Below are 12,514 nucleotides of genomic sequence, written 5' to 3'. Positions count from 1 at the left end.
CGGCTAAATCAGGTAAGAAAGGCCAACAGTCAGACCGAAGGCGACCACCGAGATGATGGTTTCGAGCACGGTCCAGGTCTTGAAGGTCTGGGCGACGGTCATGTTGAAGTATTCCTTGATCAACCAGAAGCCGCCGTCGTTGACGTGGGAAAAGATAACCGACCCCGCGCCCGTCGCCAGCACCAACAACTCCGGGTGCGGATAACCCAGACCAATGGCCACCGGCGCGACGATGCCCGACGCGGTGGTCATGGCCACGGTCGCGGACCCGGTGGCGATGCGCATCAACGCGGCGAACAGCCAGCCCATGATCAGCGGCGACAGGTGAAATTCGTCGGCCAGGCTGACGATCTGGTTGGTCACGCCGGCGTCCACCAGAATCCGGTTCAAACCGCCACCGGCGCCCACCAGCAAGGTGATGCTGGCGGTCGGCGCCAGGCATTCGTTGGTGAATTTCAGGATCGATTCGCGGCTGAAACCCTGGGCGATGCCGAGGGTCCAGAAGCTCAACAAGGTCGCCAGCAGCAAGGCGATCACCGAGTTGCCGATGAACAGCAAAAACTGGTTGAAACCGCTGCCCGGCGTGGAAATCAGGTTGGCCCAGCCGCCGATCAGCATCAGCACCACCGGCAGCAAAATGGTCGCCATGGTGATGCCAAAACCCGGCAGGCTGTCGCGCGGTTCGCGGTCGAGGAACTGATGCTCCAGCGGGTTATCCGCCGGCAGTTGAATGCGCGGCACGATGAACTTGGCGTACAGCGGGCCGGCGATGATCGCGGTCGGAATGCCGATCAGAATCGCGTAGAGCAAAGTCTGCCCGACCGACGCCTGATACACCTGCACCGCCAGCATCGCCGCCGGGTGCGGCGGCACCAGCGCATGCACCACCGAGAGCCCGGCGACCATCGGCAAGCCGACCATCAGGATCGACACCCCCACGCGTCGCGCCACGGTAAACGCGATCGGCACCAGCAACACAAAACCGACCTCGAAGAACAGCGGCAGCCCGACCAGAAACGCGATGCAGACCATCGCCCAGTGCGCGTTTTTCTCGCCGAAGCGGTCAATCAAGGTGCGCGCCACCTGCTCGGCGCCGCCGGACTCGGCCATCATCTTGCCGAGCATCGTCCCCAGCGCCACCACCAGCGCAATGTGCCCCAGGGTTTTGCCGACCCCCGCTTCGTACGCGCCGACCACGCCGGACGGCGGCATCCCCGCCAGCAGCGCCAGGCCGATGGACACCAGGGTGATCACAATGAACGGATTGAGTCGGTAACGGGCGATCAGAACGATCAGCGCGATGATGGCAATGGCGGCGTACACCAGCAGCCAATAGCCGAAAGACAGGGTCATGCGGTACTCCTCGAAAGGGTCACGTCGAATGGGTTGTGAAACTCATAAATCATTTCGAGGCGTGATTTTCAAACGAGGTGAAAGTAATTTTCGTACAGAGGTAAGGGATGTCGCTGAGAGGTATGCGAGGTCGGTCAATATGAAAATCAGGCAGGCGGATTTTCATCCACTTCCCTGTGGGAGCGAGACCGGCTTGCCGGCGATAAGGGAGTGTCAGTCAACAGTGATGTGGCTGATACACCGCTATCGCGAGCAGGCTCGCTCCCACAGGATTAGGGCGTCAGTCGTGGGTCATGTGGGCACGTTTGAGTAGTTTTTTGCAGCGTTCCGACAAGTGCAGCACCCGCAGGTGCTTGCCGGCCTTGTCGTAGCGCTCACGCAGGGTCTTGAGCGCGGCGATGGCCGAGTAGTCCACGAAGCTCAAGTGGCGACAGTCGATCGTGACCACCGAAGGGTCGTTGGCGGGATCGAACTGGTTGAGAAAAGGCGTAGTCGAGGCGAAGAACAGCGTGCCATGCAGGAGGTAAAGCTTACTGCCGTCGGCTTCGAGGTGACTGTCGGCATAGAGTTCGCGAGCCTGCTGCCAGGCGAAGTTGAGCGCCGCAATGATGATCCCGCACAGCACGGCCGTGGCCAGGTCGGTGAACACCGTAATCACCGTCACGGCGATGATCACCAGCACATCGTTCAGCGGCACCTTGTTCAGCACCCGCAGCGAGGCCCAGGCGAAAGTCTGTTGCGACACCACGAACATCACCCCCACCAGCGCGGCCAGCGGGATGCGCTCGATCAACGGCGACAAAAACAATATGAAAAGCAGAATCAGCACACCGGCCACCACGCCGGACAATCGACCGCGACCACCGGAACTGAGGTTGATCACCGTCTGGCCGATCATGGCGCAACCGCCCATGCCGCCGAACACACCAGAGACCATGTTGGCCGCGCCCAGCGCCACACACTCGCGATCCGGATAGCCACGGCTCTCGGTGATCTCGTCGGTCAGGTTCAGGGTCAGCAGGGTCTCCAGCAGACCGACCAGCGCCATCAATATCGCGTAAGGGGCGATGATGCGCAGGGTTTCCAGGCTCCAGGGCAGGTCTGGCAACGCAAAGGTCGGCAAGCCTCCGGCAATGTGCGCCATGTCACCGAGGGTGCGGGTCGGCAGGCCGAGCAGATACACCGCCAGGCCAACGCCCAGAATCGCCACCAACGCCGGGGGCACGGCGCGGGTCAGGCGCGGCAGCAGATAAACAATGGCCATGGTCACGGCCACCAGCCCCGTCATCACGTACAACGACGGGCCACTCAGCCAGGCGTCACCGCTCTTGAAATGCTCCAACTGAGCCAGGGCAATGATGATCGCCAGGCCGTTGACGAAGCCGAGCATCACCGGGTACGGCACCATGCGCACCAGCTTGCCCAGCCTCAGCAACCCGAACGCCAGCATGATCAACCCACCCAGCAACACGGTGGCGAGCAAGTACTGCACGCCGTGCTGCACCACCAGCGCGACAATTACCACGGCCATCGATCCGGCGGCGCCGGACACCATGCCCGGCCGCCCGCCGAAGAGCGCAGTCAGGGTGCAAATGATGAAAGCGCCGTAAAGCCCCATCAATGGATTGAGATGGGCCACCAGCGCGAAGGCGATGCATTCGGGCAGCAGGGCGAAAGACGTGGTGAGTCCGGCCAGGACATCGGCGCGCAGACGTTGTGGTTTCATGGTTTACCCAACAATACGGGCCGCAGGAAATGGCCGGAAAAGAGGGAGCGGATGTTACGGAATTGAAGACGGCCCGGCCAGTTGTTGGGACTTCTGGAATGCAATCGCGAGCAGGCTCGCTCCCACAGTGGATCTTCGTCGCAAAAAAAATCTGTGTTCTGTGAAGATCAAAATGTGGGAGCGAGCCTGCTCGCGATGAACGATGACGCGGTCTAAAGCGAACTCAAACCATCTCGTCCCGAATCCATTCAACCACCGAAGTCCGCTTCGGCACCCACCCCAGCAATTCACGCGCATGCTTGCCGCGAACCCGACTGTTGGAACCCAAACCATAGTTGGCCATTTCATAACCCCACTCGGCTTCGGCCTCTTTCAGCGGCCAGTCTTGTGGCTCACCCAGCTTCAACGCGTAGGCAATCGCAGTGGTCATCTCAATGAACGACGCTTCACCGCTTTCCACAAAGTAGAACGTGCCCGGAATGTTCTTGGTCAGCGCCAACAGGTACAGGGAAACCACGTCTTCGATGTGCACGTTGGACCAAATGTTCTGACCGGTGCCAACATGCCGAACCACGCCGCTTTTACGCGCCTGTTTCAGCAAGCGCGGCAGTTGCACGCTGTCACGCTTGACGCCCAGGCTGTGGCCGTAAATCAGGGTGTTGCAGATCACCGCCGAGCTCACCCCGTCCTTCGCCGCAGCGAGGACCAGGTTATCGATGGCCACGCGGGCAGCCTTGTCGACGGTCGGCTCCGGCAGGCTGTCTTCGTAATAGATCACGTCGCTGGACTTGCCGCCCGACGCATCGCCAACGATGCTCGAACCGCTGGTGTGCAGAAACACTTTGTTGGAACCGCGCAGTGCATTGAGCAAGGATTCCACTGCGCCGCGATGGTCGCTGCTGGCGGCGTTGATCACGCCATCCGCAGCTCGGGCCTGTTCGGCCAGTAGTGCGCTGTCGTCAAGCGTGCCGATCACCGGGGTGATACCCAGTGCGCTCAGTTCATTGGCTTGTTCGGCGCTGCGCACCAGACCGGTGACCTTGTGCCCCGCCCGGACCAGGCCGGTGGCGATGGAACCGCCGATAAAACCGGCGGCGCCGGTGACGAATACGTTCATGGAGAAACTCCCTGCGTTAATAAGTGATGCAACGAGTATCAAGGAGTCATCACTGACGAAAAATCCCCGTTGACCCAATTCACTCTTGCGCAGGGATCACGAATCAGCCCTTGAAGTCCGCATTCGCGTAAGCCGCCAATTTGCCCTGGATGAAGTCCAGGAAGCATTGAATCCGTAGGGCAAGTTGCGAGTTACGGTAGTACACCGCGTTGATCGGCTGACGATAGCCGCTGTTGAATTCCGCCAGCAGCACTTTCAAACGCCCCGCGCGGATGTCCTCGATGGTCATGAAATGCGACAGACTGGCAATGCCCTGACCTGCCAACGCCAGGTGCCTGATCGTCTCGCCGCTGGACGCGCTGATCGACGCCTGGATCGGCCAGCGATCGCCATGAACATAGCGCAGCGGCCATTGGTTGAGGCCTTCGTTCTGGGTAAAGCCCAGCAGCGTGTGCCCGGTCAGATCCTCGACCACTTTCGGTGTGCCGTGTTGCTCAAGGTAGGCCGGGCTGGCGACGATGTGCAGCGGGCTGCATCCCAGGGAGCGGGCATGCAACGTCGAGTCGGCCAGCGTGCCGATACGGATGGCGATGTCGGTGCTTTGTTCAAGCAGGTCGATAATCAGGTCGTTGCTGTTGAGTTCCAGTTGGATATCCGGATAGAGCCCGCGGAACTCATCGATATACGGCACGATGGCGTGCAGCATGAAGGGCGATGCGGCGTTGATCCGCAGGCGCCCGGAAGGCGTTTGTTGGCGCGAGTTCAGGCGCTCTTCGAGCTCGTCCATCTGGTCGAGAATCAGCTTGGCATGCTCGAAGAAGTACTTGCCCTCCTCGGTCAGGTCCATGCGCCGCGTGGTGCGGTTGATCAGCGTGGTATCCAGTTTCGCCTCCAGCCGCGACAGCGTGCGGCTGACCGCCGAAGGCGTTTGCCCGACCTGCTCGGCCGCAGCGGAAATCGACCCGCATTCAATTACACAGACGAAAATCTGCAACTCATCGGATCTGGCTTTCACGTGTGTCCTCTTTCGCGAATCGGCGTGGGAAGAACCGCCAAGATCGCAGCCTTCGGCAGCTCCTACAGGTGTATGCAAAACCCTGTAGGAGCTGCTGCAGGCTGCGATCTTTTTAGCCGTTGCGACGGATAGTAGCCCGAAACGCTTACGCCGGCAGGCCAAACACCTCGGTCAAATGCTGCTCGTAACGCGCCACATCGGCTTCGATGTTCGGGCGCTTCATCACGTCAACGCACAGAAAAGTCGGCAAACCGGTCATGCCGAGGAACTCGTTGGCCTTGTGGAACGGGAAGTACACCGCGTCCACACCCTTGGCTTCAAAGAAGTCGGTCGGGTCGTCGAAAGCTTGCTGCGGCGCGTTCCAGGTCAGAGACAACATGTATTGCTTGCCCTGCACCAGACCGCCGCTGCCGTACTTTTGCGAGGCGTCGGAACGGGTACGGCCGTCACTGGCGTAGAGGCTACCGTGACCTTCGGTGAAGACTTCATCGATGTACTTCTTGACGGTCCATGGCGCCCCCATCCACCAGCCGGGCATTTGATAAATGATCACGTCGGCCCAGAGGAATTTGGCGACCTCTTCAGCGACGTCGTAACCCTCGTCGATGAAAGTGGCTTGCACATCCACACCACCGCGATCCAGCACGCTCAGCGCGGCTTCATGCAGGGTGGCGTTGTAGCGGCCATCGGAGTGAGCAAACTTTTTGCCGCCATTGAGCAACAGGACTTTTTTCATGTGAGTCTCGAAAGGTTAGAAATCTGATGGCGGCAGGTTATCGGTCCGACTCGCGCGGAATAAGCGCCCATTGGGCAAAATTAATTTGACCAATACGCACGAATCGATGAGCGATTGTTGCCATACACTTGCGCCGATTCCGAACTTGAGGAGATGTTCTGATGAGCGAATTGCAAGGCTTCATCCTGCACGCCAAGACCCGCCCGGAAAAATCCGACGCCTTCGAAGCGTTTTTCAGCGGCTATGTGCAAGCGAGTCGCGCCGAGCCCGGTTGCATCGAGTACCACATGCTGCGAGACAAACAGGACCCGACGCTGTTTATCTTCTATGAGATCTGGCAGTCCCAGGCCCACCTCGATGTGCACTCGAACCTGCCGCACATGCAGCAGTTCCGCGACATGCGCATGGAGTATCTGGAACGGGATTTCGATATTCGCGCCATCGACATGCTCAGCCCGTCGTCCGCTACCCGCTGATCAACAAGTGGCCGCCGAGCACGCCGAGGCCGATGAAGAACACGCGCTTGAACAACACGGCGCTGATGCATTGACGCAGCCACTGGCCCAGTAACATGCCCAGCACCGCCGGGATCAGCGCCAGCAGCGACGCGCTCAACTCGCCACCGCCGAGGGCGCCGCGCCACAACAGCCCGGCAGCCAAGGCGAGGGTCGAGACGGTAAACGACAGGCCCAGCGCCTGCACCAGTTCATCCTTGCTCAACCCCAGCGCTTGCAGATACGGCACTGCCGGAATCACAAAGACGCCAGTGGCCGACGTGATGACGCCGGTCAGCACACCGCACAGCGGACCGAGCCAGCGCTCGGTGCAACCACCGACACGCAAGGTCGGCAGGAGCAGACCGCTCAACGCGTAGAGCAACAACGCAGCCCCCAATCCCCGCACCACCCAGTGACCACCCGCCATGCCGATCCACAACGTGCCGGCGCCGGTGCCGATAAAAATCGCCAGCAGCATCGGCCACAGGCGCTTGACCAGCCCCTGCAAATGCCCGCCGAATGCCAGTTGCCAGACGTTGGTCAGGGTCGCGGGGATGATCAACAACGCCGCAGCCTGTAACGGGGCCATAGCCAGACCGAGCAAACCCATGGCAATCGTCGGCAGGCCGAGCCCGATCACGCCCTTGATCATGCCGGCCAGCAGAAAGGTGGCGATGACCAGCAAGGAAAGGGTCAGCCCGAGGTTTTGGTAGAACGCGGCGAGTGTATTCATGGGGCTATGGTGAGCCTGGATGGGCGGCTTGGAAATCTGCCATATACTGAGGCAGCCTCTTGAATTGACAGAGGCTGTAATGTTGGGGTGGCGACTGACGCCTTCGCGAGCAGGCTCGCTCCCACAGGGATCTCTGTTTTCCGCAAAATTCAGATCCTCCGAGATCCAGTGTGGGAGCGAGCCTGCTCGCGAAGGCGTCAGCCCAGATAACAAATTTCCAGAGGTAGCCTCGATGCACTTCGACCTCACCGACCTGCGCCTCTACCTGAACATCCTCGACACCGGCAACATCACCGCCGGCGCCGCGCGCAGTCATTTGTCCCTGGCGGCGGCCAGTGCGCGAATCCGCGCCATGGAGGCCTCGCTGGGTATCGGGTTTCTGGAACGCGGCCGTCGCGGGGTCACACCGACACCCGCCGGCAAAGCGCTGGCGCAACACGCCCGAGTCCTTCTGCAACAGGCTGAACGCATGCAACAGGATCTCGCCGAGTACGCCAACGGCGTCAAAGGCCAAGTGCGACTGTTGTGCAACACCACCGCGATCACCGAGTACCTGCCAGAGCTGCTCGCCGACTTCCTGCGCGGCCATCCAAATCTCGACATCAACCTTCAAGAACTGCCCAGCGCACGCATCACCCACGCCTTGCGCCAGGGTGCGGCGGACCTCGGTATCGTGTCCGACGCCGTGGACACCGATGACCTGCAGACCCGCCCGTTTCGCGACGATCCGCTGGTGCTGATCATGCCCCGCGATCACGTCTTGGCCGACGCCGGATCAGTGAGTTTCAGCGACACCTTGCACCACGACTACGTTGGCCTGAATGCCAACAGCGCCTTGGCGGTGTATCTGGAAGAACAGGCGCTGCACGCAGGCGGACGCCTGCAGATCCGCATCCGTGCCGACGGGTTCGATGGCGTGATGCGCATGGTCGCTCGAGGTGCGGGGCTGTCAATTGTGCCCCTGGCGGCGGTCGAGCGATGGTCCGGTGAAAAACCCTTCAAGAGCCTCGCCCTGCAAGAACCCTGGGCTCAACGCAAACTCCTGCTCTGCACTCGGGACTTCACCGCACTGCCCGGTTATGCCAGGGCACTGCTGCACGCCTTGACTCTCCCCTGAGGGGCAGACTTTACCCTTGAGCTTTCCTCTTCAAGGACAGAGACGATGGGCAAACGAATTCTGGTGATTCTCGGTCATCCGTCGAACGACAGTTTCTGTGGCGCACTTGCCGAGCGATATGCGCAGTCGGCATTGCGCGCTGGACATGAGGTGCGCCAGTTGTTTCTGGGCAGAATGGATTTCGACCCGGTGCTGCGTGAAGGCTATCAATCGGTCCAGCCGCTGGAAGCCGATTTGCGCCAGGCGCAGACGGACATTCTGTGGGCAGAGCACCTGACCCTGGTTTATCCGATCTGGTGGGGCGGCATTCCGGCCTTGCTCAAGGGCTTTTTCGATCGGGTGTTCCTGCCCGGTTTCGCCTTCAAGTACCGCGAAGGCAAAGCCTTTCCCGACAAACTCCTGCACGGTCGCAGCGCGCATGTGCTGGTGACCATGGACACGCCTCCCTGGTATTACCGCTGGGTCTATCGCATGCCGGGGCTGCACCAGATACGCAAAACCACCCTGGCGTTCTGCGGCATCGAACCCACGCGAACGCTAATGTTCGGCCCGATTCTCGGCTCCAGCGCCGGCCAGCGGGAAACCTGGTTGTTGCAAACCCAGGCTATCGCCAGCCGCTAAGTCTGCCGATAATGCGTCGGGTTGTACCACGGCAAAAAAGGGACTTTTCATGTACATCGGCCAAGCCGCGGAGCGCTCCGGGACCACGATCAAGAGCATTCGCCATTACGAATCGATCGGTCTGTTGCCTGCCGCTCAGCGCCAGGGCAAGTACCGCGTCTATGACCAGCAAAGCGTCGACTTGCTGATCTTCATCAAGTGCGCTCAGCAGCTGGGTTTCAGACTCAAAGAGTTGCAGGCGATCTTTGCCGGACATCAAGGCCAGGCGATGCCGTGGGAGCAGGCGCATCAGGCCATCGCCGCCAAGAAACAGGAAATCAGCGAACGGATCGCCGTACTGTCGCAGCAGCACGCTCAACTGATCGGGTTCGAAGCCAGCCTCGAACAGGCCAGAGTCGATTGCCCGCTGGAAAGTCTTTGAGGGCAATGCGCGTTTCTGGACAGGTCGATGTCGAGCACAGACAACTGACCGGAGAACGGGCGCTATAGGGTGCGACTTCAGTTCTTAGTCCCACTGCCCGGAGTCCACATGACCGCACCTATCACCGTTCTTCGCGACACTCATCCGCTGCCGGTGCTCGACGCCTGCAAATGGGAAAAACTCGAAGGCGACCCGCACACCGTCAACCTCAACGCCTACACCAGCGAAGATGGCAGCAAGATCATGGGCACCTGGATCTGCACGCCGGGCAAGTGGTATGTGGAATACGTGAAGTGGGAATACTGCGATTTCCGCGAGGGGTACTGCATCATCACCCCGGAGGGAAAGGAGCCGATCCATCTGCGCGCCGGTGATATTTTTGTCATCGAGCCGGGGATGAAAGGCACGTGGGAAGTGGTTGAGACCGTGCGCAAGTATTTCGTGTTTGCCTGATGAAAAAAAACCGGGAGATCACCCGACGTGATCTCCCGGTAAATACGCATTACTTAGAGCGAAGACTTTGTGGCGAGGGGGCTTGCCCTCGTTCGGCGGCGAAGCCGTCGTAAACCTGTCGGCCCGGTACGGTTAAAGGAATGTAGGGGAGTGCTACGCACTCCAACGGGGGCAAGCCCCCTCGCCACACTCCCGGAAATACCCCTTATTGGGGCTTGCGATAGCTGTTGATGATCGCCGAGAAGTCCTTGCCACCTTCCCCACGCTGACTCATCGCCTGATACAACTGCTGCGCCACCGCGCCGAGCACCACCGGTTGGTGCGCCTGACGTGCCGCTTCAGTGGCCAGCCCCAGATCCTTGAGCATCAGTTCGGCACCGAAACCGCCGGTGTAGCCGCGCGAGGCCGGCGCCGTTTCGACGATGCCCGGCCACGGGTTGTACATCTCCGAACTCCAGCAACGCCCGGTGGAACTGTTGATGATCCCCGCCAGCACCGTTGTGTCGATCCCGAGGGCGTCGCCCAGCGCCATGGCTTCGCTGACGCCGACCATGGAGATCGCCAGCAGCAGGTTGTTGCAGATCTTGGCAATTTGCCCGGTGCCGACTTCGCCGCAATGGACGATGTTGCGGCCCATCTGCGCCAGCACCGGTTGCAGGGTGGCGAACAGTTCAGGCGTGGCGCCGACCATGAAGGTCAGCGTCCCGGCCGCTGCACCGCCGGTACCACCAGAGACCGGTGCATCGGCCATGGCCACGCCCTGTTTGGCGGCAGCCGCGGCAACATCACGCGCCGTCTGCGGATCGATGGTGCTGCAATCCACTGCGGGCACACCTTTGGCGATTCCCGCCAGCACACCATCTTCACCCAGCCAGACGCTGCGCACATGCACAGCGGCTGGCAACATGGTGATCACCAGCTCTGCACCTTGCGCCGCTTCACGTGCCGAAGCGCTGATGCTGCCGCCCAGTTGCTCCAGTTCTGCCAAAACGGTTTTGTTCAGATCAACCAGTCGTAGCGAATGGCCGGCCTTGATCAGGTTGCGCGCCATCGGGGCGCCCATGTTACCGAGACCGATAAAAGCGATTTTCATGTCCGGCTCCTTAACGCAAGTTGATGGTGGTGTTCACACCGTCATTGACGCTGTCGTCATCGAACCAGCGACTGGTGACCGTCTTGGTCTGAGTGTAGAACTGCACCACTTGCTTGCCATACGGACCGAGGTCGCCGAGTTTGGAACCGCGCGAACCGGTGAAGCTGAAGAACGGGACCGGCACCGGAATAGGGATGTTGATGCCGACCTGGCCGACGTCGATTTCGTTCTGGAATTTACGCGCCGCTGCACCGCTCTGGGTGAACAGGCCGGTGCCGTTGCCGAACGGGTTGGCGTTGACCAGTGCGATGGCCTCGTCGAGCGTATTCACTTCCAGCACCACCAACACCGGACCGAAGATTTCCTGGGTGTAGATCTGCATCTCGGGCGTCACGCCGGAGAACAGGGTCGGGCCGACAAAGTTGCCCTTCTCGTAGCCAGGAACGATGATATCGCGACCATCCAGCTCAAGCTTGGCGCCTTCCTTGATGCCGCTTTCGATCAGATCGAGAATCCGTGCCTTGGCCCGTTTGGAAATCACCGGACCGACGTCAGTGCCTGGCTCGCTGCCAGCATTCACTTTGAGTTTCTGCGCCAGCGCTTTCAGGTCCGGCAGCCATTGCTTGGCCGCCCCCACCAGCACCACCACGGACGTGGCCATGCAACGTTGACCGGCGGCACCGAAACCGGCGCCGACCAGCGCATTCAGCGCTTGTTCGCGATTGGCATCCGGCAGCACCACGGCGTGGTTCTTCGCGCCCATCATCGATTGCACACGCTTGCCGTGTTTGCCGGCCAGGTCGTAGACGTGAGTACCGACGGCGGTCGAACCGACGAAGGAAACAGCCTTGATGTCTTTATGAGTGCAGAGCGCGTCCACCACGTCCTTGCCGCCGTGAACGACGTTGAGCACGCCCGCCGGAACGCCGGCTTCGATCGCCAGTTCCACCAGCAGCATGGTCGACATCGGGTCCTGTTCGGACGGCTTGAGCACGAAGGTGTTGCCGCAGGCGATGGCCATCGGGAACATCCACAGCGGAATCATCGCGGGGAAGTTGAACGGGGTGATGCCGGCGCACACGCCGATCGGCTGACGCAGGGTGTAAGTATCGACACCGCTGGCGACGTTTTCGGCGAATTCGCCCATTTGCAGGCTGCCGATGGAACAGGCGTGCTCGACGACTTCCAGGCCGCGGAAGATATCGCCTTCAGCGTCGGCGATGGTTTTGCCCTGCTCGTTGCTGAGCACCACGGCGATGCGTTTGGAGTGTTCGCGAATCAACGCCTGGAGCTTGAGCATGATGCGCATCCGCGCGCCGATCGGGGTCAGCTTCCAGGTCTGGAAGGCGCGATGGGCGGCGCTGATGGCGGCATCGACTTCGGCGGCCGTGGCAAACGGAACCTTGGCCAGCACTTGCTGGGTCGCCGGATTGACGATGTCGTGCCACTCGGTGGTCTGGGACTCGACCCATTCGCCGTCGATCAACAACTTGACCTTCTGCACGGTGGTTTCGTTTGGCGTGAGCGATGCGTTCATGTTTGGTCTCCTGGACGTTGTTCTTATTAAGAGAGCTATCTTGGGAGCCAAGGCGAGAAAGTCGCCTTGAGATGAGGCTTGGGTCGCGAATTGGT

The 12,514-nt window shown here is 60.6% G+C and carries 13 protein-coding genes; 5 read left to right on the top strand and 8 right to left on the bottom strand.

All coding sequences use genetic code 11. The annotated features are described in order from the left end of the window. Positions 1-3: 3 nt before the first annotated feature. From ACYZUD_RS27010 to ACYZUD_RS26990, 5 genes are all read right to left on the bottom strand, one after another. Positions 4-1,353, bottom strand: coding sequence for a GntT/GntP/DsdX family permease (locus ACYZUD_RS27010; RefSeq protein WP_462020935.1), 1,350 nt, complete (start codon positions 1,351-1,353; stop codon positions 4-6). A gap of 280 nt (positions 1,354-1,633) precedes the next feature. Next, positions 1,634-3,079, bottom strand: coding sequence for a SulP family inorganic anion transporter (locus ACYZUD_RS27005; RefSeq protein ID WP_462020934.1), 1,446 nt, complete (start codon positions 3,077-3,079; stop codon positions 1,634-1,636). Between the two features lie 223 nt (positions 3,080-3,302). Beyond that, positions 3,303-4,196, bottom strand: coding sequence for an NAD-dependent epimerase/dehydratase family protein (locus ACYZUD_RS27000; protein ID WP_462020933.1), 894 nt, complete (start codon positions 4,194-4,196; stop codon positions 3,303-3,305). 103 nt (positions 4,197-4,299) lie between these two features. After that, positions 4,300-5,211: a LysR family transcriptional regulator gene (locus tag ACYZUD_RS26995; RefSeq protein WP_462020932.1), complete on the bottom strand. Its 912-nt coding sequence runs from the start codon at positions 5,209-5,211 to the stop codon at positions 4,300-4,302. Positions 5,212-5,356: 145 nt separating this feature from the next. After that, a complete protein-coding gene (locus ACYZUD_RS26990) occupies positions 5,357-5,947 on the bottom strand; it encodes an NAD(P)H-dependent oxidoreductase (protein WP_462020931.1) in 591 nt (196 codons plus the stop codon). A gap of 161 nt (positions 5,948-6,108) precedes the next feature. Here ACYZUD_RS26990 and ACYZUD_RS26985 point away from each other — a divergent pair, with 161 nt between their 5' ends. Continuing rightward, positions 6,109-6,423: a putative quinol monooxygenase gene (locus ACYZUD_RS26985; RefSeq protein WP_462020930.1), complete on the top strand. Its 315-nt coding sequence runs from the start codon at positions 6,109-6,111 to the stop codon at positions 6,421-6,423. Here ACYZUD_RS26985 and ACYZUD_RS26980 read toward each other — a convergent pair. Continuing rightward, positions 6,413-7,177, bottom strand: coding sequence for a sulfite exporter TauE/SafE family protein (locus ACYZUD_RS26980; protein ID WP_462020929.1), 765 nt, complete (start codon positions 7,175-7,177; stop codon positions 6,413-6,415). The genes ACYZUD_RS26985 and ACYZUD_RS26980 overlap by 11 nt on opposite strands. 232 nt (positions 7,178-7,409) lie before the next feature. On the opposite strand from ACYZUD_RS26980, the gene ACYZUD_RS26975 reads away from it, so the two are divergent. The 4 genes from ACYZUD_RS26975 to ACYZUD_RS26960 all read left to right on the top strand — a co-directional run bounded on the left by ACYZUD_RS26975 (position 7,410) and on the right by ACYZUD_RS26960 (position 9,789). Beyond that, on the top strand, positions 7,410-8,294 hold the full coding sequence (locus tag ACYZUD_RS26975; RefSeq protein WP_462020928.1) for a LysR substrate-binding domain-containing protein: 885 nt from the start codon (positions 7,410-7,412) through the stop codon (positions 8,292-8,294). 45 nt (positions 8,295-8,339) lie between these two features. Continuing rightward, positions 8,340-8,915 carry an NAD(P)H-dependent oxidoreductase gene (locus tag ACYZUD_RS26970; RefSeq protein WP_462020927.1) on the top strand — a complete coding sequence of 192 codons (576 nt, stop codon included), beginning with the start codon at positions 8,340-8,342 and terminating at the stop codon, positions 8,913-8,915. Positions 8,916-8,964: 49 nt separating this feature from the next. Then, complete coding sequence (locus ACYZUD_RS26965; protein ID WP_462020926.1) at positions 8,965-9,336, top strand: MerR family transcriptional regulator; 372 nt, start codon at positions 8,965-8,967, stop codon at positions 9,334-9,336. Positions 9,337-9,444: 108 nt separating this feature from the next. Beyond that, a complete protein-coding gene (locus ACYZUD_RS26960) occupies positions 9,445-9,789 on the top strand; it encodes a cupin domain-containing protein (protein ID WP_007946320.1) in 345 nt (114 codons plus the stop codon). 205 nt (positions 9,790-9,994) lie between these two features. On the opposite strand, the gene mmsB is transcribed toward ACYZUD_RS26960, so the two are convergent. Together mmsB and ACYZUD_RS26950 are read right to left on the bottom strand one after the other, a co-directional pair. After that, positions 9,995-10,882: a 3-hydroxyisobutyrate dehydrogenase gene (gene mmsB / locus ACYZUD_RS26955; protein ID WP_123365150.1), complete on the bottom strand. Its 888-nt coding sequence runs from the start codon at positions 10,880-10,882 to the stop codon at positions 9,995-9,997. A gap of 10 nt (positions 10,883-10,892) precedes the next feature. Then, a complete protein-coding gene (locus ACYZUD_RS26950; protein WP_462020925.1) occupies positions 10,893-12,419 on the bottom strand; it encodes a CoA-acylating methylmalonate-semialdehyde dehydrogenase in 1,527 nt (508 codons plus the stop codon). Positions 12,420-12,514: the final 95 nt, after the last annotated feature.

It is taken from the genome of Pseudomonas sp. XS1P51, from assembly GCF_054897845.1.
The sequence above is the reverse complement of the archived record's forward strand: the minus strand, read 5'-3'. Positions and strand labels throughout refer to the sequence as shown.

Excerpts from the sequence above, each read along its gene's own strand:
- ACYZUD_RS26975 (WP_462020928.1), top strand. The coding sequence starts at position 7,410 with ATGCACTTCGACCTCACCGACCTGCGCCTCTACCTGAACATCCTCGAC.
- ACYZUD_RS26970 (WP_462020927.1), top strand. The coding sequence starts at position 8,340 with ATGGGCAAACGAATTCTGGTGATTCTCGGTCATCCGTCGAACGACAGT.
- ACYZUD_RS27010 (WP_462020935.1), bottom strand. The coding sequence starts at position 1,353 with ATGACCCTGTCTTTCGGCTATTGGCTGCTGGTGTACGCCGCCATTGCC.
- ACYZUD_RS27005 (WP_462020934.1), bottom strand. The coding sequence starts at position 3,079 with ATGAAACCACAACGTCTGCGCGCCGATGTCCTGGCCGGACTCACCACG.
- ACYZUD_RS26950 (WP_462020925.1), bottom strand. The coding sequence starts at position 12,419 with ATGAACGCATCGCTCACGCCAAACGAAACCACCGTGCAGAAGGTCAAG.
- ACYZUD_RS26960 (WP_007946320.1), top strand. The coding sequence starts at position 9,445 with ATGACCGCACCTATCACCGTTCTTCGCGACACTCATCCGCTGCCGGTG.
- ACYZUD_RS26985 (WP_462020930.1), top strand. The coding sequence starts at position 6,109 with ATGAGCGAATTGCAAGGCTTCATCCTGCACGCCAAGACCCGCCCGGAA.
- ACYZUD_RS26990 (WP_462020931.1), bottom strand. The coding sequence starts at position 5,947 with ATGAAAAAAGTCCTGTTGCTCAATGGCGGCAAAAAGTTTGCTCACTCC.
- ACYZUD_RS27000 (WP_462020933.1), bottom strand. The coding sequence starts at position 4,196 with ATGAACGTATTCGTCACCGGCGCCGCCGGTTTTATCGGCGGTTCCATC.
- ACYZUD_RS26965 (WP_462020926.1), top strand. The coding sequence starts at position 8,965 with ATGTACATCGGCCAAGCCGCGGAGCGCTCCGGGACCACGATCAAGAGC.
- mmsB (WP_123365150.1), bottom strand. The coding sequence starts at position 10,882 with ATGAAAATCGCTTTTATCGGTCTCGGTAACATGGGCGCCCCGATGGCG.
- ACYZUD_RS26980 (WP_462020929.1), bottom strand. The coding sequence starts at position 7,177 with ATGAATACACTCGCCGCGTTCTACCAAAACCTCGGGCTGACCCTTTCC.